Origin of the sequence: Pelagovum sp. HNIBRBA483 (assembly GCF_040931995.1) — a bacterium.
Lineage (GTDB): Bacteria > Pseudomonadota > Alphaproteobacteria > Rhodobacterales > Rhodobacteraceae > JAEPMR01.
On sequence record NZ_CP162412.1, the window covers coordinates 1,046,798 to 1,069,705 of the forward strand.

A 22,908-nucleotide genomic window follows, 5' to 3' on the forward strand; every position below is an offset into this window, starting at 1 on the left:
TACGGAGAGCCCCATGTCGATTGACACGGAAACCGCCCGCCGCGTCGCCAAGCTGGCCCGCATCAAAGTCGAAGAGGACGCGCTGCCCGCACTCGCCTCAGAATTCAGCGCCATCCTCGGCTTCATCGAGCAATTGAATGAGGTCGATGTCGAAGGCGTCGAGCCAATGACCTCCGTTACCCCGCAACGCCTCAAGCGGCGCGAAGATGTGGTGACAGACGGCAGCCAGCAAGCCGCCGTTCTCAAGAACGCGCCCGATGCCCGCGAGGGCTTCTTTGCCGTGCCGAAGGTGGTGGAATAATGACCGATCTGACCAAACTCAAAATCGCCGAGGCCCGCGACGCATTGCGCAAGGGTGATGTCACATCCGTTGAATTGACCGAGGCATGCCTCTCCGCCATCGACGCAGCCGATGCGCTGGGCGCTTTCGTTCACAAGACACCCGAGATCGCGCTTAAGCAGGCCAAAGCCGCCGATGCCCGCAACGGCGCAAACGCCCCCGCGCTTAACGGTATCCCCTTGGGGATCAAAGACCTTTTCTGCACCAAAGGCGTGCCGAGCCAAGCGGCCAGCGGCATCCTTGAAGGGTTCCGCCCCGAGTACGAAAGCACCGTCACCAGCCAGCTTTTTGCCGATGGCGCCGTGATGCTCGGCAAGCTGAACATGGACGAATTCGCGATGGGCTCGTCCAATGAAACATCCGTCTACGGCAATGCCGTGAATCCGTGGAAGGTCGATGACCGCCAGCTCACGCCGGGCGGCTCCTCTGGCGGTTCCGCTTCTGCTGTTGCGGCTGATCTCTGCCTTGGTGCAACGGGCACCGATACCGGCGGCTCGATCCGCCAGCCCGCCGCCTTTACCGGCATCACCGGCATCAAGCCCACCTATGGGCGCTGCTCGCGCTGGGGCATCGTGGCTTTCGCCTCCTCGCTCGATCAGGCTGGCCCGATGACGAAAGATGTCCGCGACGCGGCGATCATGCTCACCTCGATGTGCGGGCATGACCCGAAGGACTCCACCTCCGCCGATCTCGCCGTGCCGGATTTCGAAGCCGCACTGACCGGCGACATTAAGGGCAAAACCATCGGCATTCCCAAGGAATACCGCATGGAGGGCACCCCCGCCGAGATCGAAAAACTTTGGTCAGATGGCGCTGATATGCTGCGCGATGCCGGAGCCAAGGTCGTCGATATCTCACTGCCGCACACGAAATATGCATTGCCCGCCTATTATGTGATCGCACCGGCTGAGGCTTCCTCCAACCTCGCGCGCTACGACGGTGTCCGCTTCGGCCATCGCGCCAGCCTTGAGGCAGGCGACGGCATCACCGAGATGTACGAGAAGACCCGCGCCGAGGGCTTCGGCCACGAAGTGCAGCGCCGCGTCATGGTCGGCACTTATGTGCTCTCCGCAGGCTTCTACGATGCTTACTACAACCGCGCACGTCGGGTGCGTGCCCTGATCAAGCGCGACTTCGATCAGGTCTTTGCCGATGGCGTCGATGCGATCCTGACACCCGCCACACCTTCTGCGGCGTTCGGCCTTGGCGAGATGACGGATGCCGATCCGATCCAGATGTACCTCAACGATGTGTTCACCGTGACGGTGAACCTCGCGGGCCTGCCCGGTATCTCGGTGCCCACGGGCCTTGATTCCCAAGGTCTGCCGCTCGGTTTGCAGCTTATCGGCCGCCCTTGGGAAGAGGGCGACCTGCTGAATATCGCCTATCGTCTCGAGCAATCCGCGGGCTTCGTGGCCAAACCGTCTAAGTGGTGGTAAGCAAAACGGTGATTGACTGACCAACAGGGATTTTAGGGATGCGTGTTTGGGGTGTGTTGGGGGTAGCAATTGCCGTTACCGTAGCAGGCTGTGCGCCAGAGGTGCCCGATAGCGGGCGCGGCGTCGGTTTTGGCGATTACACTGAATACCAACTCCAGCAATTGCGCAGGCAGCAAGCCATTGCCGCGCGCCCGAACCCAGAGTCGCTTACCGGAACGCCGCTTGTGGCCGATAACTCTCCTGCCCGTGACGGAACGTTGGCAGAGGCCCCTGCAAGCGAAGATGCTCCCTTGTCGGCAATCTCGCCCGATGCGCTGGCTGCGGTTGGTATTGGCGCCATCGCGCCGAGTGAGACGATCGAGGCCACGCCGCTCGAAGCCAACAACCCCACGCTCTCGGATGAGCAGGATTTCGCGGCCGTCTCCGAGCGTGAAACCATCGAGAGCGATGCAGAGCGTCTGGAGCGTCTCGCGGGGGCCTACGAGGTCATCCAACCGGGCGCTGTGCCTGTGCGTGAAGGTGATACAGGTCCGAACATCGTTGAATACGCGTTGAACGCGCCGAATGCCCTTGGGCAGGAATGGTACAGCCGCTTCGCCTTCTCGAGCGAAACGCGCTTCCAACGCAACTGCGCCAAGTACCGCACGCCTGATGAAGCACAGCGCGATTTCCTCGCCCGTGGTGGGCCAGAGCGTGATATGCTGGGCATTGACCCTGATGGCGACGGTTTCGCCTGTGGCTGGGATCCTGCGCCATACCGCGCGGCTCTTTCCGCCCAGTAAACCACCGCTTTTACAATTTGGACGGATTGACCCGCCCGCGCGGGCCGCATAGGAGCGGTATCGCGCGGATGGCTGGATGACCGCGGCAGGGTTCGCCCCGTCGAGGAAAGTCCGGACTCCACAAGGCACGGTGCCGGGTAACGCCCGGCGGGGGAAACCCTAGGGAAAGCGCCACAGAGAACAGACTACCGTCGCTGCGGCGGCGGAAAAGGTGAAACGGTGGGGTAAGAGCCCACCGCGGGACTGGCAACAGGACCGGCACGGCAAGCCCCACCGGGAGCAATGCCAAATAGGGGCCTCGCGCGGGTGTGATCGGCTTGCCGATATCCCCGCAGGGACGCCTGACCCCGAGAGGCCCGGGTTGGCAGCTAGAGGTCCATTGGCAACAATGGATCGAGATGAATGGTCATCCAGGGCGGTCTTCGCCCGGACAAAATCCGGCTTATAGGCCATCCGCGCAAATCTTTCGCTCTTGCCGCGCTTTGAGTGTTGACTCGGGGGCGGCTGCCGTTAAAAGGCGGGCTTCATACGAATTTATGCGCGACGCGCCCGATAGGGCCCGCGATCAGGAGAGATGAGACATGGCGAAGCCGACCACCATCAAGATCCGCCTGAACTCCAGCGCGGGGACCGGCCACTTCTATGTGACCAAAAAGAATGCACGCACCATGACCGAGAAAATGGTCGTTCGTAAATACGATCCGGTTGCACGCAAGCACGTCGAATACAAAGAAGGTAAGATCAAGTAAGATCACCTCTTTTGCAGAGATCAGGGCCGCGCTTCATCAGCGCGGCCTTTTCTTTTGCCTGCTCGCCTGTTCGGAGCTGGGAAGCAAATAAAAAAGGCCGCCCGAAGGCGGCCTTGCATTTGTGATCTTGAGGACTGCTTATTCGCGGTTGCCCAGGAATTGCAGCAGGAACATGAACAGGTTGATGAAGTCGAGGTAGAGGTTCAGTGCCCCCATGATCGCTGATTTGGCGAGCCACTCGCTGTCCATCGACTTTGCGTGCTGGATATAGTCGTTCTTGATCTTCTGCGTGTCATAGGCGGTGAGGCCTGCAAAAATCAGCACACCGAGGATCGATACGGCAAAGTAGATCGCCGGCGACTGCAGGAAGATGTTGACGATCATCGCAACCACGAGCCCGATCACACCCATGATGAGGAACGATCCCCAACCGGAGATGTCCTTTTTCGTGGTGTAGCCCCAAAGGCTGAGCCCCGCGAAAGAGATCGCGGTGATCAGGAAGGTCTGCGCGATCGAGACATCTGTGAACGCCTTGAAAATCCATGCAATCGACAGGCCCATTGCGCCGGCAAATGCGTAGAAGAACGTTTGCGCGCCGGCAGCGGAGAGGCGGTTGATTGCGCCACCAAACAGGAACACCATCCCGAGCGGCAGGAACATTGCAATCCAGCCGAGGATGTTCGGCTGCAAGGTTGCCGGATCACGGAAGATCGACAGAAGCGCATCGTTCGAACCGATCGCCCAAGAAACACCCGCCGTAACCAGTAGGCCCACGGACATCGTTCCGTAGACTTTGTTCATATGTGCGCGAAGGCCCTCATCGATCTCGGCAGTGCGGGCACCTGCCGCGGTCCGGACCGTCTGATAGTTAGCCATTAACCCCTCCAAGGTATGTTTTATCCGTTGACCCCACGCATGCGCGAGGCTTGTGTAATATATTGGAAACTTCCCTCCGGTTTTCAAGATTTTCCGGTCGGGATTTCGGATTTCCAGTGAAAATGCCGGAAACTGTGCCATTTCTTAACAGCGGGTTAAAAATAAGGCAGGGTAAGAGGTTAACCCATCGTTATCACGACTTTGCCCGTCGACTTGCGCTCCCGCAGCAGCTCAAGCCCCTCCAACGCCCGCTCAAATGGCAACTGGTGACTGATATGAGGGCAGATTTTTCCTGCTTCATAGAGCGACATCAGATCGGTGAGGCTCTCGCGCAGAACATCCGGCGCGAATTTCATATAGCCGCCCCAGTAGAAACCGATCAGGTCGATATTCTTGACGAGCAGATGGTTCGCCGCGACCGGCGGCACCGTGCCTGATGCAAACCCGATGCTCAGAATCCGCGCTTCCCGTCGTGCCGATTTCATCGCCAGCGTGAATAACTCGCCCCCCACCGGATCATAGACGACATCCGCGCCACCAGCGCCTTTTACCTCCGCAATCAGGCGCTCCAGCCCCAAATCGGAATCAAGAACTTCATCAGCTCCGGCGGCTTGCGCTGTCGCGCATTTCTCCGCACCGCGCGCAACGGCAGTAACGTGCGCACCCATTGCCTTTCCGATCTCCACCGCAGTCAGGCCAACGCCTCCCGCTGCACCGAGAACCAACAGGCGTTCACCAGCCCGGAGCCGTGCCCGCCGCGTCAGGGCAAGGTGCGATGTGCCGTAGGCGATTTGGAATCCCGCTGCATGTTCATCCGGCATGCCGTCGGGGATCGGCAGGCATGCCGCTGCCTCGAACACACCTTCTTCCGCAAGCCCGCCGGCCCCGCAAAACACAGCAACCCGCTGCCCGACTGAAATTTCGCCGCACCCCTCAGTGATCTCGATCACGTCACCCGCAACCTCCAGTCCCGGCGTAAAAGGGGTAGGGGGTGTATCCTGATAGCGCCCTTCAACCATCAGGAGGTCAGCAAAGTTCAAACCGCAAGCGCGGATACGCAGCCGAATTTCGCCCTTGGCGAGTGTTTCGCGTTTAAGCTCGCAAAGCGCCGGAAGTTGACCGTAGGCTGTCACTTTGAAGGATCTTAGCATATCGCTCTCTTTTTTAGATAGGCGGTTTAAAGAAGAATAGTCTTTAATTTCAATTGATTGATGATTTCCACCATACTTAGAGGATAGGGTGCATGCTATCCTTTAGATTGTATTTATGTGCTTTTGCCCATCTGGACCCCTGCAACTCCGGCGTGTTTTATGGGGTCAGTGAAGTTACTCGGTGTTGAGCGCGCGGCTTGATAAAACAGCAACCAAGCCAAAGTGCAAACGACTGACGCCGAAGGTAGTGATTGGAGCAAGATATGAAACACCCTGTTGACGTCCATGTTGGCAAGCGTATCCGGCATCGTCGTTGGATGAATGGTACGACGCAACAGCAATTGGCTGAAAAGGTTGGTATCAAGTTCCAACAGATTCAAAAATACGAAACTGGCATGAACCGCGTATCCGCTTCCCGTCTTTGGGATATCGGTCATGCTTTGAATGTCCCGATCTCCTTCTTCTTTGAGGGGTTGGAGCAGGACGACGCTTCCGTACATGGTGCCGCCGACCTCCCGAGTGATATCCTGGCGGATAAAGAGGCGCTGGAGCTTCTCCGTTCGTACTACACGATGCCGGAAAACCAGCGCCGCCGTCTGTTCGATCTGGCCCGCGTTCTGAGCGACGCTGCCTGAAAGGACGGTTGACCCCTGATGCCGTCCCGCGCTACCGCCTTTTTTAGATAGGCAGGAGCGGGGCGGTATGGGGTCGCAGTCAAACGAGTATGACATCGAAGAGTTGTTGCGTGTCGCGACCACGTTGGCCGATATCGCAGCGCCGGAGACACTCCGGCACTTTCGGGCGTCATCTCTCTCCGTCGATAATAAAGACAGCTCCGGCTTCGATCCGGTCACGGTCGCTGATCGGGCAGCAGAGCAAGCAATGCGTGCCTATCTCGCGGAACACCGCCCGCGTGACGGCCTCCTCGGTGAGGAATTCGGCGCAAGCGCGGGGACGAATGACCTCACATGGATCATTGACCCGATTGATGGAACCCGTGGCTACATGTCCGGCACCCCGACCTGGGGCACGCTGATTGGGCTGCGGGATGCTGACGGCCCAGTCCTTGGCTTAATCGACCAGCCCTATATTGGTGAGCGGTTCATCGGCGCGAACGGGCGTGCGTGGATGAGCGGGCCGCATGGCGAACGTGCGATCGCGACGCGGCAAGGCTCTACACTCGAAACAGCGATCTTGTTCTCGACCTTCCCTGAAGTCGGCAGTGCTGAGGAGCGGAAAGCTTTCGAGGCCGTTTCCGCTTATGCGCGGCTCACACGCTTTGGCATGGATTGTTACGCCTATGCGCTCGTTGCGATGGGGCAGGTCGATCTGGTGATCGAAGCCGGACTGAATGCCTACGACATTCAAGCGCCACTCGCTCTTATTGAAGCCGCTGGCGGTGTTGTCACTGATTGGGAAGGCCAGCCTGTCACCGCAGGTGGCCGCGTCATCGCCGCTGGCAATAAAACAGTCTACGCCGAAGCGCTGGCTGTGATCCGGTCGACCCTGAACTAGCGAAATCAAATGATTGCGCGATTTGTCTCTCGCGCCCTATAAGAGTTGGGCCGAGTCCTTGCCCCTTCTGTCGGCGCGTTCCCGTGATCTCCGAAGGGGAGAACCTGAAGAGGGGGGCACCATGGGACAAAAAACAATCATCAGGAAAGCAGACTCCATCCTCACGATGGATGACCAGCGCCGCGAGTTGGTTCAGGCCGATATTCTTTTCGAGGACGGCGTCGTTATCGCGGTGGGCGAGGACCTCGATGCACCGCTGGCAAATGAGGTTTCCGGCGTCGGTTGCATCGTGACCCCTGGCCTCGTCAATACCCACCACCACCTCTACCAGACCCTCACCCGCGCGGTGCCGGGTGGGCAGGATGCGCTCCTCTTTGGCTGGCTGCAAACGCTCTATCCGATCTGGTCCCGTTTTGGGCCGGAAGAGATGTTCGTATCTGCGCAGATTGGTCTTGCGGAACTGGCGCTGTCGGGCTGCACATTGACCTCCGATCATCTTTACTTGTTTCCCAACGGGTCACGGCTTGATGATACTATCGCTGCTGCCTCCGAAACAGGACTGCGCTTTCATCCCACCCGCGGTGCAATGAGCATCGGAGAAAGCGGTGGCGGGCTGCCACCTGATGATCTTGTTGAAAAAGAAGCCGCTATACTCGACGATTGCATCCGCGTGATCGATGCCCATCACGATGCAAGCGAAGGCGCGATGGTGCGCGTCGGCGTCGCGCCTTGCTCCCCCTTTTCCGTTTCACGCGAACTGATGCGGGATGCCGCTTTGCTGGCGCGGGACAAGGGCGTCATGCTGCATACACACCTTGCCGAAAACGATGAAGACATTGCCTATTCCGAGGCAAAATTCGGCTGCCGCCCCGGCCAATACGCTGAAGATCTTGGATGGACGGGCGATGATGTCTGGCATGCTCATTGCGTGAAGCTTGATGTACAGGAGATCGACCTTTTCGCCCGTACCGGCACAGGTGTCGCCCATTGTCCTTGTTCCAACTGCAGGCTTGGTTCCGGTGTGGCTCCTGTCCGTGCGATGCGGGATCAGGGCGTGAAAGTTGGGCTTGGGGTTGATGGTTCAGCCAGCAATGATCAAGGCAATCTGGTACTTGAGGCGCGTCAAGCCATGCTTCTTCAGCGGGTTTCGCGCGGGGCTGATGCCATGAGTTCCCGCGAAGCGCTTGAAATTGCCACAAGAGGCGGTGCCGATGTCTTGGGACGCTCTGATGTCGGCCGGATAGCGGTCGGAAAGCGAGCTGACATTGCCATGTGGGATACACGAGGTATCGAAAGCGCGGGTTCGTGGGATCCTGCTGCCCTCTTGCTGGCAGGCCCTTCTAAAGTCCGCAACCTCTTTGTCGAAGGTCGCCAAGTGGTGGCCGACGGTACGATGACGACGATCGACCTGCCCAAAGTCATCGCCCGTCAGAACGCGCTGGCACGGATGCTGGTTAGCTAAGGGCGCGCCCGTTTATCCACACGGCTCTAACCGCGCGGTCGTCACCCATCATGATCGTGGGGAATAAAGCATCCCAAAAAGACTCGGCTCTGCTGGTGCGCTGAGCGATTGCTTCGGTCGACTCAAGATCGAGGATCACCAGATCAGCAGCAGCGCCGACGCCCAAATGCCCGATATGTCCTTGCCGGTGCACCGCGCGCGCGGATCCTTCTGTCGCCAGCCAGATAAGCTGCGCCGGATGCAAAGCCACGCCACGCAATTGGCCGATCTCGTAGGCGGCTGCCATTGTCCGCAGCATGGAAAATGACGAACCACCACCGGTGTCCGTCGCCAGCCCGACGCGCAGGCCATGTTGTTTCAAACCCTGTAGGTCAAACAGACCTGACCCGATGAAGGTATTTGATGTCGGGCAATGCACCACCGAGGCATCCATTTCTTTCAACCGCGCGATTTCTCTCTCTTCCAGATAGATCGCATGCCCGTAGAGCCCTTTCGGCCCTAAAAGACCAAACCGCTCATAGGTATCGAGGTAATCGCGGCTCTCGGGGAAAAGTTCCTTGACCCACGCCAACTCTGGTATCTGCTCGCTCAAGTGGGTCTGCATCAGGCAATCTGGGTGCTCCGACCAGAGCGCGCCCACTGCCGCCAGTTGTTCAGGTGTCGATGTAGGCGAAAAGCGTGGTGTAATCGCGTAATGCGCTCGGCCTTTGCCATGCCACTTTTCCAACAACCGTTTGCTGTCATCATAGGCCGATTTTGCGGTGTCGCGGAGCGCATCGGGTGCGTTTCTGTCCATACAGGTTTTGCCCGCGAACACCTCCATTTCCAGCTCTGCGGCGGCGTTGAAGAATGCATCAACACTTTCGGGATGGATGGTGCAAAAACTCACGAGCGAGGTTGTGCCATGTTGCGTGGCCAGCCGCAGCGTCCGTTCGGCGATCTCTTGCGCATAGCCGCTGTCGGCAAAGCGGGACTCTTCGGGGAATGTATAGGTATTCAGCCAGTCGATCAGCTGCTTTCCCCAGCTCGCGATGATCGCCGTTTGCGGATAATGCATATGCGCATCAACGAAACCGGCAGAGATCAAATCGCGGCCGTAATCGTGTCGGCGCGCAGTAGGCGTGGCGGAAAGCACAGCGTCTCGTTCATCAACCATGCGAATCACACCGTCCTCGACCAGCACCGCGCCGTGGCGCCGGTGTTTGGTCACGGCTTCCCATCCAGTGTCTCCAAAAGGATCACCGTCAAAGCTAAGGGTCTGCCCCAAAAGAATGTCCTGTGTCATAATCCCTACGATATGGATTTGCGAAGCGCGGGTAAATTCAATCTCTTCATGAGGCAGTTTCAAAAAAGTCGATGAAATTGCCTGTTGTGGCGGTTCACGACCATTCCTCCATTGAGCGTTCTGCCATTCTCTTTATGGTGCCCAAAAAAGCGGTGTGCTCATGACTGACTTCATTGACGAAGATAACGAAGAAGAAGCCTTCGGTGTCACCGACAGGCTGATTTCCGATGTTCTTGAGGCCGTCGGTGAAGAAAATGCTGCCGCAATCGACACGCTGCTTGAGCCGCTCCACGCCGCTGACATCGCACACCTGATCGAACAGATCGACAATAAAGACCGTCGCGATCTTTTGAGTGTCTGGAAGGGCGGCGTCGACGGCGACGTACTGTCGGAACTTGATGAAAGCCTGCGTGAGGAGGTGATCGAAAGCCTTGCTCCGGCGGAGCTGGCCGAGGCTGTTCGTGATCTGGAATCGGACGACGTGGTCGATCTGGTCGAGTATCTCGATGAGGAGCAGCAATCAGCAGTTCTGCAATGGCTGGCAGGCCCTGACCGTGCAGCTGTCGAGAAGGTATTGGCTTATCCGGAGGAGTCCGCGGGCCGTCACATGCAGCTTGAAATTGTGCGTGCCCCCGATCATTGGACGGTTGGCGAAGCAATCGATTTCCTCCGCTCTGGCGTCGAACTGCCTGAGCAGTTTTATCATGTGATCCTCGTCGATCCCCGTATGAAGGCAAGCGGTTATGCCACACTCGGGCGTATTCTCAGCTCACCCCGCTCAGCCAAGCTTCGTGATATTGCGGAGGAAAGTTTCCGCACCTTTCACGTCGAGCAACCTGCTGCGGATGTTGCCCATGCATTTAACCACTATCACCTGATTTCAGCTCCTGTTGTCGACGATGATGACCGGATCATGGGCGTGATCACAATCGACGACGCGATGACCTTGCTCGATGAAGAGCACGAGGAAGACATGCTGCGCCTTGCTGGTGTTGGCGATGGAAGCCTGTCTGACAACGTGTTTGAAACCACGATGCAACGTTTGCCGTGGCTTGCGGTCAATCTGGTGACAGCCATTATGGCCTCGCTCGTGATTGCTCTTTTTGAAGAAACCATCGCAGGCCTTGTTGCTTTGGCGGTGTTGATGCCAATCGTTGCGTCAATGGGAGGCAATGCGGGAACCCAATCGCTAACGGTGGCTGTTCGTGCGATCGCCACACGCGACCTCACAGGCTCCAACGTCTGGCGCGTGATCCGTAGGGAGGTGTTCGTCGGCCTTCTGAACGGATTGCTGTTCGCCGTCGTGATGGGGATTATTGGCTGGCTCTGGTTCGATACGATCATGCTGGGCGTGGTCATTGGCCTCGCAATGGTGATCAATCTGGTAGTGGCCGGTCTGGCAGGGACGGTCGTGCCTGTCTTGTTAGAGAAGGTAGGCATTGATCCGGCATTGGCGTCTGGTGCGTTTGTGACGACCGTGACAGACGTTGTCGGTTTCTTTGCCTTTCTCGGATTGGCTGCGATGGTGTTGCTATGACGGATTTGGAACAACTTAAACAGACCGCGCGCAAGGCCGCCTTTGCGCGCAGAAAGCAAGCATTTGATGCCGGTCTGAGCAGCTCTGCCCAGTTATCTTCGGTTTTGGCGGGCTATCGCGGCGTGCCAACAGCCGGTTACATGGCCATGCGCACCGAGATCGATCCGACCCCCGTTATGGAAGAAGTCGCGGCACACGGCCCAATTGGGGTGCCGGTAATTCTTGGGGCGGGACAACCGCTCAAATTCCGCGTCTGGGAACCCAATTGCGAAATGATAGAGGGTGAATTTGGCGCACGCATTCCGGCCACGGGTGATTGGATCGAACCTGAGATTTTGATCGTCCCATTGGTGGCCTTCGACAGAAAGGGTGGCAGGCTCGGCTACGGTGGCGGCTTCTACGACCGCACACTAGAGGGTTTGCGCGCCAAGCGTCCGACTTTGGCTATCGGCTTTGCTTTTTCAGCACAGGAAGCCGACGATCTGCCATTGGAAGCAACAGACCAACCGCTTGACCTGATTGTCACCGAGGCGGAAGTGATCGAGATGTCGCGTTGAGGGAACTTGTTCTTCCGCGACAACATCCCTAACAGGAATTCATGCGTATACTTTTTCTAGGTGATGTAGTCGGGCGGGCAGGGCGGTCAGCGGTGATCGAGCGGCTTGCGGGATTGAAGGCAGATCTCCGGATCGATTTCGCGGTGGTCAATGGCGAGAATGCCACCAGTGGTGTTGGCCTTTCCGCCTCCCATGCCAAGGCACTGCTGAGTGCGGGCGCAGATGCGCTTACCTTGGGTGATCATGCCTTTGACCAACGCGATATGCTTCAGTTTATCGAGCAAGAACCACGAATTCTGCGACCTTTGAACTACTCCAAAGCGGCTCCAGGCAAAGGGGCACGGATATTTTCGACAACCAGTGGCCACAAAATCCTGATTGCGCAGGTGCTTGGGCAGGTTTTCATGAAGCGCCCTTTTGATGATCCTTTCTCGGCTTTGGACGCCCTATTGCGCCAATACCCGCGTGGCGGGCAGGTTCAGGCCAGTTTGATCGACATTCATTGCGAGGCGACCTCCGAAAAAATGGCCGTTGGTCATTTTTGTGACGGACGCGCCAGCGCTGTCGTCGGCACCCACACGCATGTCCCGACCGCAGATGCCATGATCTTAGCGGGCGGTACAGGTTATCTGACTGATGCCGGTATGTGCGGTGATTATGACTCGGTTATCGGGATGAAAAAGGATGAACCGCTGCGCCGATTTATAACTGGCATGCCCAAGGGCCGGTTTGAGCCTGCGTTGGGCGAGGCGACCTTGTCGGGGTTCTTTGTGGAAACAGACGACCGCACTGGAAAAGCGATGCAGGTGTCCACGGTGCGGCTCGGCGGGCGTTTGCCCCCGCAGCTTCCGGCCTAAGCGATGACATCTGTCCGCGCGCCATGGTTGGGAGTGCTCGCTGTGCTCGGGATGGGCTGGGGCCTGACGCAACCACTCGCTAAAATAACTGTATCTGCAGGTTACCCGCCGTTTGGCATTATCTTTTGGCAGTCTCTGATAATATCTCTACTTCTCGGCAGCATTTTGGTGGCTCGTGGGCAGCGGCTGCCTTACCATCCAAGGGCGCTTGGCGTTTTTATTGCCATCGCCCTTTCAGGAACAATTATTCCGAACGTATTTTCATACACTGCTGCGTTTCACTTGCCATCAGGGATCATGTCGATCGCGATCGCAACAGTTCCGATGTTCGCCTTTCCCATCGCACTTGCTCTGGGTGCCGACCGATTTTCCCTGCCGCGCCTGGTGGGGCTGGTTCTTGGTCTTTGCGGTGTTGGCGCTATTGTTCTGCCGCAAGGCAGTTTGGGCGACGGTGTCCTTTCGGTTTGGGTCTTCGTGGCTCTTGTCGCGCCGCTTTGTTATGCAATCGAAGGCAATTATGTTGCCAAGTGGGGAACGGCGGGGCTCGATCCTGTGCAAACCCTTTTCGGCGCCTCCATAGCAGGGATTCTTCTCTCCGGTGTCGGCAGCATTTCAACCGGACAGTTCTTCGTACCAGCTGCGCCGTTCCAAACAGCGGATTTGGCGATTGTTCTGAGTTCGCTCATTCACGGTGCGGTCTATACCGGATATGTCTGGCTCGTTGGTCGCGCAGGGTCAGTATTTGCGGCGCAGGTCAGTTACATCGTAACGTTAAGTGGCGTGGTCTGGGCGATGCTGATCCTCGGAGAAAGCTATTCCGGATGGGTATGGGGGGCACTCTTGTTGATGATTGCAGGTATCAGCCTTGTGCAACCACGGCTCAATACCAAGCCGGAACTGATTGACACGCCATTGCCGCCTGCGGATGGGCTCGAAAATCATGATCGCTGATTGGTTTAACCTTTCGCAAGACTTTCAAGCCTATGCCACGCTCCTCGTGGTGGGCATGATGTTCGTCCTTTTCCTACGCGAAACGTTCTCGACTGAAGTTGTTGCCCTTGTCGGTGTTTCATCTCTGCTTGTCTTGGGCAGTTTGCCATATGAAATGGGGCTCGAGGTGCTGGCCAATCCCGCTCCTTGGACCATTGCCGCCATGTTCATCGTGATGGGCGCTTTGGTACGGACCGGGGGGCTCGATAGCCTGACATCGCTGGCTGAACGCTATTCCAAAAGCCATCCTACTCTGGCAATCGCGGCGGTACTCCTTTTCGTGGTCGCGGCATCCGCTTTCATGAACAACACCCCCGTTGTTGTGGTGATGATCCCAGTCGTCGTCCAGCTGTCAAAAAGCATGGGGGTTGCCAGCTCCAAAATGCTCATCCCATTAAGCTATGCTGCGATTCTGGGCGGCTCCCTCACGCTCATCGGAACCTCTACCAACCTGCTTGTTGATGGTGTGGCGCGTTCTGAAGGGCTCGCGCCTTTTTCGATCTTTGAAATCACCCCGATGGGACTGATCGTCTGTTGTTGGGGACTTATTTACCTCCGTTTCATCGCACCGCTTCTACTCCCAGAGCGTGACAGCATGGGCAGCCTTTTGTCTGACCGTTCAAAGATGCGGTTCTTCACCGAAGCGATAATTCCGCGTGATAGCAACCTCATCGGGCGGGAGGTGAAAGGCATACAGCTTTTCAAACGGGAGGGCGTACGGCTCATTGATGTCGTGCGCAAAGAGGTTTCGCTGCGGCGAAACATGAATGATCTCAAACTTGAAGAAGGCGATCGCGTGATCCTCCGCACCCCGATGGCAGAATTGCTCTCTCTGCAACGCGACAAGAGTTTGCGTCGGATGGATCAGCTCTCGGCGGTGGAAACAACCACAGTCGAAGTGTTGATCGCACCTGATTGTAAGCTTGTTGGCCGCAGGTTAGGCGAGGTCCGCCTGCGCCGGCGCTATGGCGTATATGTCCTCGCGGTTCATCGTCGCGACCGTAATATCGGCGGTCAAATTGATGATCTGGTGGTGCGCGTCGGTGACACGCTGCTGTTGGAAGGCGCGCCGGAGGAAATTCAACGCCTTGCTGTTGAAATGCAGATGGTTGACGTCTCCAAACCTTCAGCGCGTGCCTTCAGGAGGACACATGCGCCGCTGGCAATCGCCGCTCTTGCAGGGATCGTCATTTTAGCGGCATTCGGTGTGGCTCCGATACTTTCTTTGGCGGTGATTGCTGTTGCGCTGGTCCTTGCGACGGGTTGCATTGATGCCGAAGAAGCATTCGAGTTCGTCGAAGGGCGGCTTCTGGCGCTCATCTTTGCCATGCTTGGTGTCGGGGCTGCGCTTCAGCACTCTGGAGCGGTCACGATGATTGTGGACCTTGTTGCGCCAAGCCTATCGTCATTGCCGCCGTTCTTCCTGATTTGGGCGATTTATCTCCTGACCTCGATTTTGACTGAATTGGTGACCAATAACGCGGTCGCGGTGATCATCACGCCAATTGCTATTAGCATCGGGACAGCGCTGGGAGTTGATCCAAGGCCGCTGGTCATTGCTGTGATGATTGCCGCCTCCGCCAGTTTTGCGACGCCAATCGGCTACCAAACCAACACACTTGTCTATGGACCCGGCGGTTACAAATTTACCGATTTCCTGAAAGTCGGTATTCCCTTGAATTTGAGCATGGGGATCCTTGCCTCCGCAGCGATCCCCATGATCTGGCCTCTCTAGATAAATGGCGCGGTCGTGCCGCGTGCTGCGTTGGCAACTGCCAGAGCTTCTTCAAGCGCGATAGAACGATCAAATAAAGCGCGGCCTATGATCGTGCCGGAGATACCCGGGACGTATTTGATGCGCGAAATATCGTCGAGGCCACGGATGGTGCCGCGTGCAACCACGGATGACGGTGATTGTTCGGCAAGCCGGGTAATCATCGCGAGTGATGCATCGGAATCTGCAATATCTGCATCAATGTCCGTCACCAGAATCCCTGCGAGCGGGTCGTCTTTGAACCAGCTGATGAAATCATCAGGTTCATAGGCGCTTTGCTCCTTCCAACCACCTGACATGACCTTGCCTTGAAAGACATCGACCGCCACGACGACCTGATCGGGGTACGCATGCGCCGCCCGTTTGACCAGATCCGGGTTCGTGACGGCGGCGCTGGCAATCACAACGCGCCCTGCGCCGGCGTCGATCCACTGAGAAATTTTCTCCATTGAGTTCATGCCGCCCCCCAATTGAACGGGAATGCCTGCATGGCGAATGATATCGAGTACAAGCGCCTCGTTTGTTTCAGTGTTGTGGGCGACTGCATCGAAGTCAGTCACATGCAACCATTCCGCGCCTGCCGCCGCGAACTCGCGCGCACGCTCGACGGCATCGACATGCCATATCTGGGGTTCGTCGAGCCGCCCCCGATGCAGGCTGACACAGCGTCCATTTTGCAGTTCGATTGCGGGGATAATCATCATGGCGAGAACCTCCATGCCAATGGTTTTGCGCGACACTAATCGGACCATTCTAACATATGGGTGATCAAAACCGGCATTTTGTTGGCCGCTTCCGCTTCGTTGTCGTTGTTCATGGGATTGCGGAAGGGCCTACGTCTGGCATATAGAGCCGAGAAATTCCAAGCATCTGAGGTTGTCTCATGGCCGGCCATTCCAAATGGGCAAATATCCAGCATCGCAAGGGGCGGCAGGACGCTGCGCGCTCGAAGCTCTTTTCCAAGCTCTCGAAAGAGATCACCGTCGCTGCGAAGATGGGTGACCCGGACCCCGAAAAGAACCCGCGTCTTCGTTTGGCTGTGAAGGAAGCCAAGTCGAACTCCGTACCGAAAGACGTGATCGAACGCGCCATTAAGAAGTCGATGGGCGGTGACGCGGATAGCTATGAGGAAATCCGCTACGAGGGCTATGGCCCGGGCGGTGTAGCGGTGATCGTCGAAGCGATGACGGATAACCGGAACCGGACGGCATCTAACGTCCGCTCAACCTTCGGCAAAAATGGTGGAAATCTGGGCGAAACTGGTTCTGTTGGGTTCATGTTCGATCGCAAGGGCGAGATCATTTATGCCGCTGATGTTGGCGATGCCGATACCGTCATGATGGCGGCAATCGAAGCAGGTGCCGAAGATTGTGAAAGCGATGAAGGTGGTCATGTCATCTATTGTGCCGATACAGACCTCAACGATGTATCAACCGCACTTGAAGCTGCGCTGGGCGAGTCGGAATCGACCAAACTGATCTGGAAGCCAAGCACAACCACTGAACTGGATCTCGAGGGTGCGCAAAAACTCATGAAACTCATCGAGGCGCTCGAAGATGACGACGACGTTCAGAACGTAACCTCGAACTTTGAAGCCTCTGATGAGGTGATGGAGCAGTTGGCTGGTTAGACGGCTAACGGCTCAGGTCGTAGCGTGAGCGTGGTTCTCGATGAGTGAGGCATTTTTTTCAGGCTTTGCGCTCGGCCTGAGCCTCATCCTCGCAATTGGTGCTCAGAACGCATTCGTTTTGCGGCAAGGTTTGCGCGGTCAGCATGTATTTGCAGTTGTCATGACCTGCGCACTCTCGGACGCGGTGCTGATCGCGCTTGGCGTCTTTGGGTTTGTGACACTTTCCGACCTTGTCGAAAAATTGGCAACCCCGCTGCGCTACGCGGCGTCCCTGTTTCTTTTCGGCTATGGTATTTTGAGCTTCCGTTCAGCATGGCGCGGCGGTCACGCACTCTCGGCGGCCGAAGACGGGGCATCGTCCATCCGCCAAGCACTGGGCATTTGTCTCGCACTCACATGGCTCAACCCGCACGTCTACGTTGACACGGTGCTTCTGCTTGGCTCTGTTTCGCTGAATTACGTCCCGTATACAGCTGTTTTCGCAGCGGGCGCCATGACAGCGTCTTTGGTGTTCTTCGCCTCCCTTGGCTATGGAGCGGCCGCTCTGCGTCCTATTTTTGCAACGCCAAAGGCATGGCGGCTACTTGATGTCCTTGTTGGGCTGGTCATGTGGTGGCTCGCGACGATGCTTCTATTTATGGGCTAGGGCTTGATCCTTCAGCCGTTTAGGCGTCACCTGCGGGCATGACCGACCACGCCATCATTCCAAAGCCACCCCTCATCGGCATGTTCTGGATGCTTGTCGCTGGTTTGAATTTTGTGGCGGTGACCGCACTGGTCAAGGCTATCGTGTCTGATGTGCCTGCGGCGCAGGCGGCTTTCATACGGTACGCGCTGGGATTGCTTTTTATCGTACCGATGATCCGCGCCATGCGCGGCACCCGCGTGACAGCCCGTGCATTTCGGGTGTTCGTGTCGCGAGGGCTCTTTCATGCTTTCGCGGTGATTTTGTGGTTCTTTGCTATGGCTCGTATACCGATCGCCGAGGTTACCGCACTGAACTATTTAAACCCCGTGTATGTCACCGTTGTTGCAGCGTTGTTCCTTGGTGAAGGGATTGCAGCGCGGCGTTTGCTAGCCGTTGCTGCTGCATTCATCGGTGCGCTCGTTGTCCTGCGCCCCGGCCTTCGGGAACTTGAAGCCGGCCATATTGCAATGCTCGGAACTGCCGTTCTTTTTGCCGGGAGTTATCTTTTGGCCAAGCGCCTCTCCGCCGAGTTCTCGGCGGCAGTGATTGTCGGGTACCTTTCAATGATCGTCACCGTCATTCTGTTCCCGTTCGCATGGGCTGTTTGGGTCACGCCAAGCTGGCATGATCTGGGTGGCCTCTTCCTCGTTGCACTGTTCGCAACAGCTGGGCATTACACGATGACCTTGGCTTTTGCCGCTGCGCCGCTTTCGGTCACGCAGCCGGTGACGTTTCTTCAGCTTGTCTGGGCCAGTCTTCTCGGTTGGCTGATTTTTGACGAAGGGCTTGATCCTTTTGTCATCTTCGGTGGCGGGCTGATCGTCGCTGCCGTCAGTTTTATAACTTGGCGGGAGGCTGTTTCCGCCCGCAAGAACAGGTCAACCGCGCTGTAGGTAACGCCTGATCAATTCACCTTGTAGGGCAAGATCTCTCGTGTGTCGGGGTTGATCTCAATCTGTCTTTCCAAGGGGGGGATTGATCTTTGAGCGCAGGTTCGGCGTTCGCATATGCGACACGAAATTCCAATCGGCTCGAACGCTTCGGCGACGTCTGTATCCATATGATCGGCGTAAACCAGTTCGCGGGCATGTTGCACTTCGCATCCTAAACCAATGGCATATCTGCGCGTGGGTGCATGAAAAGCGCCGCCAGATTTGGTGACGTCCCGTGCGAGACAAAAATAGCGGATCCCGTCCGGCGTTTCTGCAAGTTGCCTCAGGAAACGGCCAGGAGTTTCGAATGCGCGATGGACGTTCCAAAGCGGGCAAGCGCCGCCATAGCGCGCAAATTGCAGCGTGGTGGCCGAATGCCGCTTGGTAATGGTTCCTGCCGGATCCACACGCACAAAGAAGAAAGGAATGCCCTTGGCGCCGGGGCGCTGCAGGGTCGAAAGCCGGTGTGCAACCTGCTCTAATGACGCTCCGAAACGGTCAGAAAGCCTTTCAAGATCGTGGCGGAACTCGCGCGCCTTCTCGAGGAATAACATGTAAGGCATCATCGTTGCGCCAGCGAAGTAGTTTGCCAATCCAATCTTCGCAATTGAGCGCGCTTCTTCGGATTGGAAACGGGCGAAATCAAGCGTAGCGTCGATGAGCTTTTCTGACGTTAACAGCGCGAGCTGGGTCAGTATCTGAAAGGTTTGTGTAGACTCCTCGGAGCGCCTTGAAAGGGTCAGGCGCCTGTTCTCCCGATCATACGAACGCAGAGTTTCCGTATCTTCAAAATGAACAGAGATTTGCCGCGCGCGAAGCTGCTCGATGGCCGCTTGCATCAGGGTGCCATGTTCTTTCAGCCGATCGTGGAAATTCTCCGCTGCCCGATCAATGGCATCAATGTAATTGTCGCAGTAGTGAAAGAAGTCACGCACCTCTTCCCAAGGGGAGGGTTGAAGGCGCGCGCCATCGCGTCCTAGTGCCTCGTCGAGCGAGGCAAGTCGTTCATGCGTCTGTTTATAGGCGTTATGCAGTTCCAGCAAAGCGCGCGCGAAACTCGGCGCGTTTGAGGCGACAAGCCGGAGATCGGCTGGTGTCGGACTGACGCCGGCAAACACAGGATCGGCCAAAATTTCCCGCATATCGCCAATCAACCGCGCCTCATCACCTGATTGTAATTCGGTGACATCGAAGCCGAACTCCCGCGCGAGCGAGAGGACGACTGTTGTGCTCACCGGACGATTATTGTTTTCCATCTGATTGAGGTAGGGCAGCGAAACGCCCAGCTTTTCGGAAAACGCTTTTTGGGTAAGGGAAAGCCGCGCGCGAATCTCGCGTAGCTTTGCTCCGGCATATAGTTTTTGAGTGGCCATGTCGCTTTGCAGTTTTGCTAGTTCCTATTAGCTACTGCAAATTGCGTCGCCGCTGTCAACCAAGGGCCTTGTTCCGCCGCACCACATAGAGGCTGCTGAAAATCGCAAGAACCGATGTTGCGAACATTAGGATTTGGAGCGGGATTGCACCGCTGGATGCGTCCAGCAAGCTACCTGCAAAAGCTGAGAGAACGGCGCCACCGGCAATCATGATTGCGCCGCCAAGGCCGCTGGCAGTACCTGCAAGTTGTGGCCTAACGGACAGCGACCCTGACGTCGCGCTTGGAAGAAGTATGCCGTTTCCGACGCCAAGCAACGTGCAAAAGCCGAAGAAAATTAGAGGATGCTGAAGCCCTAAAAGTGCAAGCGCAAGAGAGATGCCTAGTCCAATCGTTGAGATGCTGGACCCAATCACGCACATTTTGTCGATTCCAACCCGCACGGAGTAGCGGCCAGATATGAAATTACCAAATGCGTAGCCAATCGCCGGTGAGCCGAGAGCTACACCTGCCCAAAAGGGTGAGAGGCCGAAGACAATGCCGGCGACAAATGAGGTGCCACCCAATAAGGCAAAAAACGCCCCCGAGGCAAATGCCGCGCTGAGCACATAACCCCAAAAGCGGGGCGAGGTCAGGAGGCCGGGGTAATCGCGAATTTGATCTCTGAAAGTGCCAGTTTGTGTTGGGCGGGTTTCGGGCAAGTTGGCGATACAAAGTAAAAGCACAACAATTGCTGCGAAGCCTAGAAGGTAAAAACTGGATTGCCAGCCAAAGAACTGGTCCAAGATACCGCCAACCATTGGGCCGACCATCGGGATCAGGGCCATGCCCATCGTTACATATCCGATCATCGACGCCGCGCGGTCTTGATCGTAGATATCACGAACAATCGTTCGGCTCAGAACCATCCCAGCGGCGACAACAGCTTGGCTGAAGCGGAAGATCAGGAAGGGCACAACCGAGGTGCTAACCGCGGCACCAATACTCGCGATGGCGAAAATAGCCATTGCGCCCAGTAAAACAGGTCGCCGCCCAAAGCGATCAGCCAGCGGGCCAATGATGATCTGAAGCACAGCAACGGAAGCAAGATATCCCGAAACTGCCAACTGAATAACGCTGTAGTCAGTTTCAAAATAAACTGTCATTGCCTGCAACGATGGCAGAAAGATCGACATCGACATGGCTGAGATACCCGCGAGCATGACGAGCATTCCAACACTAGGAGGCTTGGCAGCAATGCCGGGTTCTTGGATCATTTTCAGATTCATGATCTTCGGTTACGCTTCAAATCCCAAAATGTCTATCGGCTAGCGGCTTACACTTTTTGCAAACATGAGTTTTCTGCAAAGCTTTTTATTTGCAAATTTACGGAAAGGTGCTTCGTGATTTTGTATCGGGCCGGTACACATGGGCAAACCGGAGGAGATTCTATGCGCGACATTCTTCAGCAATTGGAAGAGAGGCGGGAAACAGCGCGCCTCGGAGGCGGGCAAAAACGTATTGATGCTCAGCATTCCAAAGGAAAGTTAACAGGACGAGAGCGGATCGAGCTTTTGTTGGACGAAGGCTCCTTTGAAGAGTTTGATATGTTCGTCTCTCATCGCTGCACCGATTTCGCCATGCAGGAAAACAAGCCCTCAGGTGACGGTGTCATTACCGGATGGGGGACTGTGAATGGCCGCATGGTTTATGTTTTCAGTCAGGACTTTACCGTTTTTGGTGGGTCGCTCTCCGAAACGCATGCACAGAAGATCTGCAAGATCATGGATATGGCCGTTCAGAATGGCGCGCCTGTGATTGGTCTGAACGATTCCGGTGGCGCGCGGATTCAAGAGGGTGTCGCCTCGCTTGCGGGTTATGCCGAGGTGTTCAAGCGCAACATCTTGGCATCCGGCGTCGTGCCCCAGATAAGTGTGATTATGGGGCCGTGCGCGGGCGGTGCTGTTTACTCGCCCGCAATGACTGATTTCATATTCATGGTGCGTGACACGAGCTACATGTTCGTGACCGGGCCTGATGTGGTGAAAACCGTCACAAACGAGATCGTTTCTGCCGAAGAGCTTGGCGGCGCAAGCACGCACACAAAGAAATCATCCGTTGCGGACGGTGCGTTCGATAATGACGTCGAAGCCCTGACGGAGGTGCGACGGCTCATTGATCTTTTGCCGCTCAATAATCGTGAAAAACCACCTGTCCGCCCGTTTTTTGACGATGTTCAACGGATCGAGGAAAGCCTCGATACACTGATTCCGGAAAACCCCAATGCTCCCTACGATATGAAGGAGCTGATCCATAAAATAGCGGACGAAGGGGATTTCTACGAAATCCAAGAAGACTACGCAAAAAACATCCTGACGGGGTTTGTTCGGCTTGAAGGGTCAACAGTTGGCGTTGTCGCCAATCAGCCAATGGTTCTGGCAGGTTGTCTCGACATTGATAGCTCACGAAAGGCCGCGCGTTTCGTTCGTTTTTGCGACGCTTTCGAAATCCCGATTTTGACGCTCGTTGACGTCCCTGGTTTCCTTCCAGGTACCAGCCAGGAATATGGTGGTGTTATCAAGCATGGCGCCAAGCTGCTCTTTGCTTTTGGCGAAGCGACGGTGCCGAAAGTTACGGTGATTACGCGCAAAGCATATGGTGGCGCCTATGATGTGATGTCGTCGAAGCATTTGCGCGGTGATTTTAACTACGCTTGGCCAACGGCCGAGGTCGCGGTTATGGGAGCCAAGGGCGCGACGGAGATTCTTTACCGGTCTGAACTGGGCGATGCAGACAAGATTGCGCAACGCACGAAAGACTATGAAGATCGCTTTGCAAACCCTTTCGTTGCAGCCGAGCGCGGCTTCATTGATGAAGTGATCATGCCGCATTCCACCCGCCGCCGCGTTTGCAAGGCTTTTGCGAGCTTGCGCGGCAAGTCGCTGCAAAATCCGTGGAAAAAGCACGACAATATTCCGCTTTGAGGCTCACCC

At 56.6% G+C, this 22,908-nt stretch carries 22 protein-coding genes and 1 other RNA gene; 17 read left to right on the plus strand and 6 right to left on the minus strand.

The genetic code is table 11. The annotated features are described in order from the left end of the window. Positions 1-13 precede the first annotated feature (13 nt). From gatC to rpmG, 5 genes are all read left to right on the plus strand, one after another. Positions 14-301, plus strand: coding sequence for an Asp-tRNA(Asn)/Glu-tRNA(Gln) amidotransferase subunit GatC (gene gatC, locus AB1E42_RS05205; RefSeq protein ID WP_368345939.1), 288 nt, complete (start codon positions 14-16; stop codon positions 299-301). Beyond that, positions 301-1,779 carry an Asp-tRNA(Asn)/Glu-tRNA(Gln) amidotransferase subunit GatA gene (gene gatA / locus AB1E42_RS05210; RefSeq protein ID WP_368345940.1) on the plus strand — a complete coding sequence of 493 codons (1,479 nt, stop codon included), beginning with the start codon at positions 301-303 and terminating at the stop codon, positions 1,777-1,779. Before gatC ends, gatA begins: the two co-directional genes overlap by 1 nt. A gap of 38 nt (positions 1,780-1,817) precedes the next feature. After that, complete coding sequence (locus tag AB1E42_RS05215) at positions 1,818-2,561, plus strand: hypothetical protein (protein WP_368345941.1); 744 nt, start codon at positions 1,818-1,820, stop codon at positions 2,559-2,561. A gap of 64 nt (positions 2,562-2,625) precedes the next feature. Continuing rightward, positions 2,626-3,022: RNase P RNA component class A (gene rnpB / locus AB1E42_RS05220), an RNA gene on the plus strand. Between the two features lie 120 nt (positions 3,023-3,142). Then, on the plus strand, positions 3,143-3,310 hold the full coding sequence (gene rpmG, locus AB1E42_RS05225; RefSeq protein WP_011454349.1) for a 50S ribosomal protein L33: 168 nt from the start codon (positions 3,143-3,145) through the stop codon (positions 3,308-3,310). Between the two features lie 138 nt (positions 3,311-3,448). Here the strand turns inward: rpmG and AB1E42_RS05230 are convergent, their stop codons facing one another. Together AB1E42_RS05230 and AB1E42_RS05235 are read right to left on the minus strand one after the other, a co-directional pair. Continuing rightward, positions 3,449-4,186, minus strand: a complete 738-nt coding sequence (locus tag AB1E42_RS05230; RefSeq protein ID WP_368345942.1) for a Bax inhibitor-1 family protein — start codon at positions 4,184-4,186, stop codon at positions 3,449-3,451. A 179-nt stretch (positions 4,187-4,365) separates the two neighbouring features. After that, positions 4,366-5,337 (minus strand): NADPH:quinone oxidoreductase family protein, encoded by a 972-nt coding sequence (locus AB1E42_RS05235; RefSeq protein WP_368345943.1) that lies wholly within the window; start codon positions 5,335-5,337, stop codon positions 4,366-4,368. 263 nt (positions 5,338-5,600) lie between these two features. On the opposite strand from AB1E42_RS05235, the gene AB1E42_RS05240 reads away from it, so the two are divergent. The 3 genes from AB1E42_RS05240 (at position 5,601) to AB1E42_RS05250 (ending at position 8,314) form a co-directional block, all read left to right on the plus strand. Continuing rightward, positions 5,601-5,972, plus strand: a complete 372-nt coding sequence (locus AB1E42_RS05240) for a helix-turn-helix domain-containing protein (protein ID WP_368345944.1) — start codon at positions 5,601-5,603, stop codon at positions 5,970-5,972. 67 nt (positions 5,973-6,039) lie between these two features. Continuing rightward, positions 6,040-6,852, plus strand: a complete 813-nt coding sequence (gene hisN, locus AB1E42_RS05245) for a histidinol-phosphatase (protein WP_368345945.1) — start codon at positions 6,040-6,042, stop codon at positions 6,850-6,852. Positions 6,853-6,973: 121 nt separating this feature from the next. After that, complete coding sequence (locus AB1E42_RS05250; protein ID WP_368345946.1) at positions 6,974-8,314, plus strand: 8-oxoguanine deaminase; 1,341 nt, start codon at positions 6,974-6,976, stop codon at positions 8,312-8,314. Here the strand turns inward: AB1E42_RS05250 and guaD are convergent. Next, positions 8,307-9,599 carry a guanine deaminase gene (guaD, locus tag AB1E42_RS05255; protein WP_368345947.1) on the minus strand — a complete coding sequence of 431 codons (1,293 nt, stop codon included), beginning with the start codon at positions 9,597-9,599 and terminating at the stop codon, positions 8,307-8,309. The two genes, AB1E42_RS05250 and guaD, sit on opposite strands and share 8 nt — an antisense overlap. A gap of 160 nt (positions 9,600-9,759) precedes the next feature. On the opposite strand from guaD, the gene mgtE reads away from it, so the two are divergent. The 5 genes from mgtE to AB1E42_RS05280 are packed head-to-tail and all read left to right on the plus strand — an operon-like array spanning position 9,760 to position 15,275. Continuing rightward, positions 9,760-11,136 carry a magnesium transporter gene (gene mgtE / locus AB1E42_RS05260; protein ID WP_368345948.1) on the plus strand — a complete coding sequence of 459 codons (1,377 nt, stop codon included), beginning with the start codon at positions 9,760-9,762 and terminating at the stop codon, positions 11,134-11,136. Further along, on the plus strand, positions 11,133-11,693 hold the full coding sequence (locus AB1E42_RS05265; RefSeq protein WP_368345949.1) for a 5-formyltetrahydrofolate cyclo-ligase: 561 nt from the start codon (positions 11,133-11,135) through the stop codon (positions 11,691-11,693). Before mgtE ends, AB1E42_RS05265 begins: the two co-directional genes overlap by 4 nt. Positions 11,694-11,734: 41 nt before the next feature. Then, positions 11,735-12,550, plus strand: coding sequence for a TIGR00282 family metallophosphoesterase (locus AB1E42_RS05270; RefSeq protein ID WP_368345950.1), 816 nt, complete (start codon positions 11,735-11,737; stop codon positions 12,548-12,550). A 51-nt stretch (positions 12,551-12,601) separates the two neighbouring features. Beyond that, positions 12,602-13,501 (plus strand): DMT family transporter, encoded by a 900-nt coding sequence (locus tag AB1E42_RS05275; protein ID WP_368346369.1) that lies wholly within the window; start codon positions 12,602-12,604, stop codon positions 13,499-13,501. Next, positions 13,491-15,275, plus strand: coding sequence for an SLC13 family permease (locus AB1E42_RS05280; RefSeq protein ID WP_368345951.1), 1,785 nt, complete (start codon positions 13,491-13,493; stop codon positions 15,273-15,275). The genes AB1E42_RS05275 and AB1E42_RS05280 overlap by 11 nt, the downstream gene beginning before the upstream one ends. Here the strand turns inward: AB1E42_RS05280 and AB1E42_RS05285 are convergent. Continuing rightward, positions 15,272-16,018, minus strand: a complete 747-nt coding sequence (locus tag AB1E42_RS05285; protein ID WP_368346370.1) for a HisA/HisF-related TIM barrel protein — start codon at positions 16,016-16,018, stop codon at positions 15,272-15,274. The genes AB1E42_RS05280 and AB1E42_RS05285 overlap by 4 nt on opposite strands. Positions 16,019-16,197: 179 nt before the next feature. On the opposite strand from AB1E42_RS05285, the gene AB1E42_RS05290 reads away from it, so the two are divergent. The 3 genes from AB1E42_RS05290 to AB1E42_RS05300 are packed head-to-tail and all read left to right on the plus strand — an operon-like array spanning position 16,198 to position 18,525. Further along, positions 16,198-16,944 carry a YebC/PmpR family DNA-binding transcriptional regulator gene (locus tag AB1E42_RS05290; RefSeq protein ID WP_368345952.1) on the plus strand — a complete coding sequence of 249 codons (747 nt, stop codon included), beginning with the start codon at positions 16,198-16,200 and terminating at the stop codon, positions 16,942-16,944. Positions 16,945-16,984: 40 nt separating this feature from the next. Then, positions 16,985-17,590 carry a LysE/ArgO family amino acid transporter gene (locus AB1E42_RS05295; protein ID WP_368345953.1) on the plus strand — a complete coding sequence of 202 codons (606 nt, stop codon included), beginning with the start codon at positions 16,985-16,987 and terminating at the stop codon, positions 17,588-17,590. 38 nt (positions 17,591-17,628) lie between these two features. Next, on the plus strand, positions 17,629-18,525 hold the full coding sequence (locus AB1E42_RS05300) for a DMT family transporter (protein ID WP_368345954.1): 897 nt from the start codon (positions 17,629-17,631) through the stop codon (positions 18,523-18,525). 11 nt (positions 18,526-18,536) lie between these two features. Here the strand turns inward: AB1E42_RS05300 and AB1E42_RS05305 are convergent, their stop codons facing one another. Together AB1E42_RS05305 and AB1E42_RS05310 are read right to left on the minus strand one after the other, a co-directional pair. Then, a complete protein-coding gene (locus AB1E42_RS05305; protein ID WP_368345955.1) occupies positions 18,537-19,937 on the minus strand; it encodes a short-chain fatty acyl-CoA regulator family protein in 1,401 nt (466 codons plus the stop codon). 55 nt (positions 19,938-19,992) lie between these two features. After that, a complete protein-coding gene (locus AB1E42_RS05310; RefSeq protein ID WP_368345956.1) occupies positions 19,993-21,192 on the minus strand; it encodes a multidrug effflux MFS transporter in 1,200 nt (399 codons plus the stop codon). Between the two features lie 174 nt (positions 21,193-21,366). On the opposite strand from AB1E42_RS05310, the gene AB1E42_RS05315 reads away from it, so the two are divergent. Next, entirely contained in the window at positions 21,367-22,899 is a 1,533-nt protein-coding gene (locus AB1E42_RS05315) for an acyl-CoA carboxylase subunit beta (protein WP_368345957.1), read from the plus strand. The last annotated feature ends 9 nt before the right edge of the window (positions 22,900-22,908 follow it).

Bases quoted from the DNA above. Each gene is read 5' to 3' on its own strand.
- gatC (WP_368345939.1), top strand. From the start codon at position 14: ATGTCGATTGACACGGAAACCGCCCGCCGCGTCGCCAAGCTGGCCCGC.
- gatA (WP_368345940.1), top strand. From the start codon at position 301: ATGACCGATCTGACCAAACTCAAAATCGCCGAGGCCCGCGACGCATTG.
- AB1E42_RS05215 (WP_368345941.1), top strand. From the start codon at position 1,818: ATGCGTGTTTGGGGTGTGTTGGGGGTAGCAATTGCCGTTACCGTAGCA.
- rpmG (WP_011454349.1), top strand. From the start codon at position 3,143: ATGGCGAAGCCGACCACCATCAAGATCCGCCTGAACTCCAGCGCGGGG.
- AB1E42_RS05230 (WP_368345942.1), bottom strand. From the start codon at position 4,186: ATGGCTAACTATCAGACGGTCCGGACCGCGGCAGGTGCCCGCACTGCC.
- AB1E42_RS05235 (WP_368345943.1), bottom strand. From the start codon at position 5,337: ATGCTAAGATCCTTCAAAGTGACAGCCTACGGTCAACTTCCGGCGCTT.
- AB1E42_RS05240 (WP_368345944.1), top strand. From the start codon at position 5,601: ATGAAACACCCTGTTGACGTCCATGTTGGCAAGCGTATCCGGCATCGT.
- hisN (WP_368345945.1), top strand. From the start codon at position 6,040: ATGGGGTCGCAGTCAAACGAGTATGACATCGAAGAGTTGTTGCGTGTC.
- AB1E42_RS05250 (WP_368345946.1), top strand. From the start codon at position 6,974: ATGGGACAAAAAACAATCATCAGGAAAGCAGACTCCATCCTCACGATG.
- guaD (WP_368345947.1), bottom strand. From the start codon at position 9,599: ATGACACAGGACATTCTTTTGGGGCAGACCCTTAGCTTTGACGGTGAT.
- mgtE (WP_368345948.1), top strand. From the start codon at position 9,760: ATGACTGACTTCATTGACGAAGATAACGAAGAAGAAGCCTTCGGTGTC.
- AB1E42_RS05265 (WP_368345949.1), top strand. From the start codon at position 11,133: ATGACGGATTTGGAACAACTTAAACAGACCGCGCGCAAGGCCGCCTTT.
- AB1E42_RS05270 (WP_368345950.1), top strand. From the start codon at position 11,735: ATGCGTATACTTTTTCTAGGTGATGTAGTCGGGCGGGCAGGGCGGTCA.
- AB1E42_RS05275 (WP_368346369.1), top strand. From the start codon at position 12,602: ATGGGCTGGGGCCTGACGCAACCACTCGCTAAAATAACTGTATCTGCA.
- AB1E42_RS05280 (WP_368345951.1), top strand. From the start codon at position 13,491: ATGATCGCTGATTGGTTTAACCTTTCGCAAGACTTTCAAGCCTATGCC.
- AB1E42_RS05285 (WP_368346370.1), bottom strand. From the start codon at position 16,018: ATGATGATTATCCCCGCAATCGAACTGCAAAATGGACGCTGTGTCAGC.
- AB1E42_RS05290 (WP_368345952.1), top strand. From the start codon at position 16,198: ATGGCCGGCCATTCCAAATGGGCAAATATCCAGCATCGCAAGGGGCGG.
- AB1E42_RS05295 (WP_368345953.1), top strand. From the start codon at position 16,985: ATGAGTGAGGCATTTTTTTCAGGCTTTGCGCTCGGCCTGAGCCTCATC.
- AB1E42_RS05300 (WP_368345954.1), top strand. From the start codon at position 17,629: ATGACCGACCACGCCATCATTCCAAAGCCACCCCTCATCGGCATGTTC.
- AB1E42_RS05305 (WP_368345955.1), bottom strand. From the start codon at position 19,937: ATGGCCACTCAAAAACTATATGCCGGAGCAAAGCTACGCGAGATTCGC.
- AB1E42_RS05310 (WP_368345956.1), bottom strand. From the start codon at position 21,192: ATGATCCAAGAACCCGGCATTGCTGCCAAGCCTCCTAGTGTTGGAATG.
- AB1E42_RS05315 (WP_368345957.1), top strand. From the start codon at position 21,367: ATGCGCGACATTCTTCAGCAATTGGAAGAGAGGCGGGAAACAGCGCGC.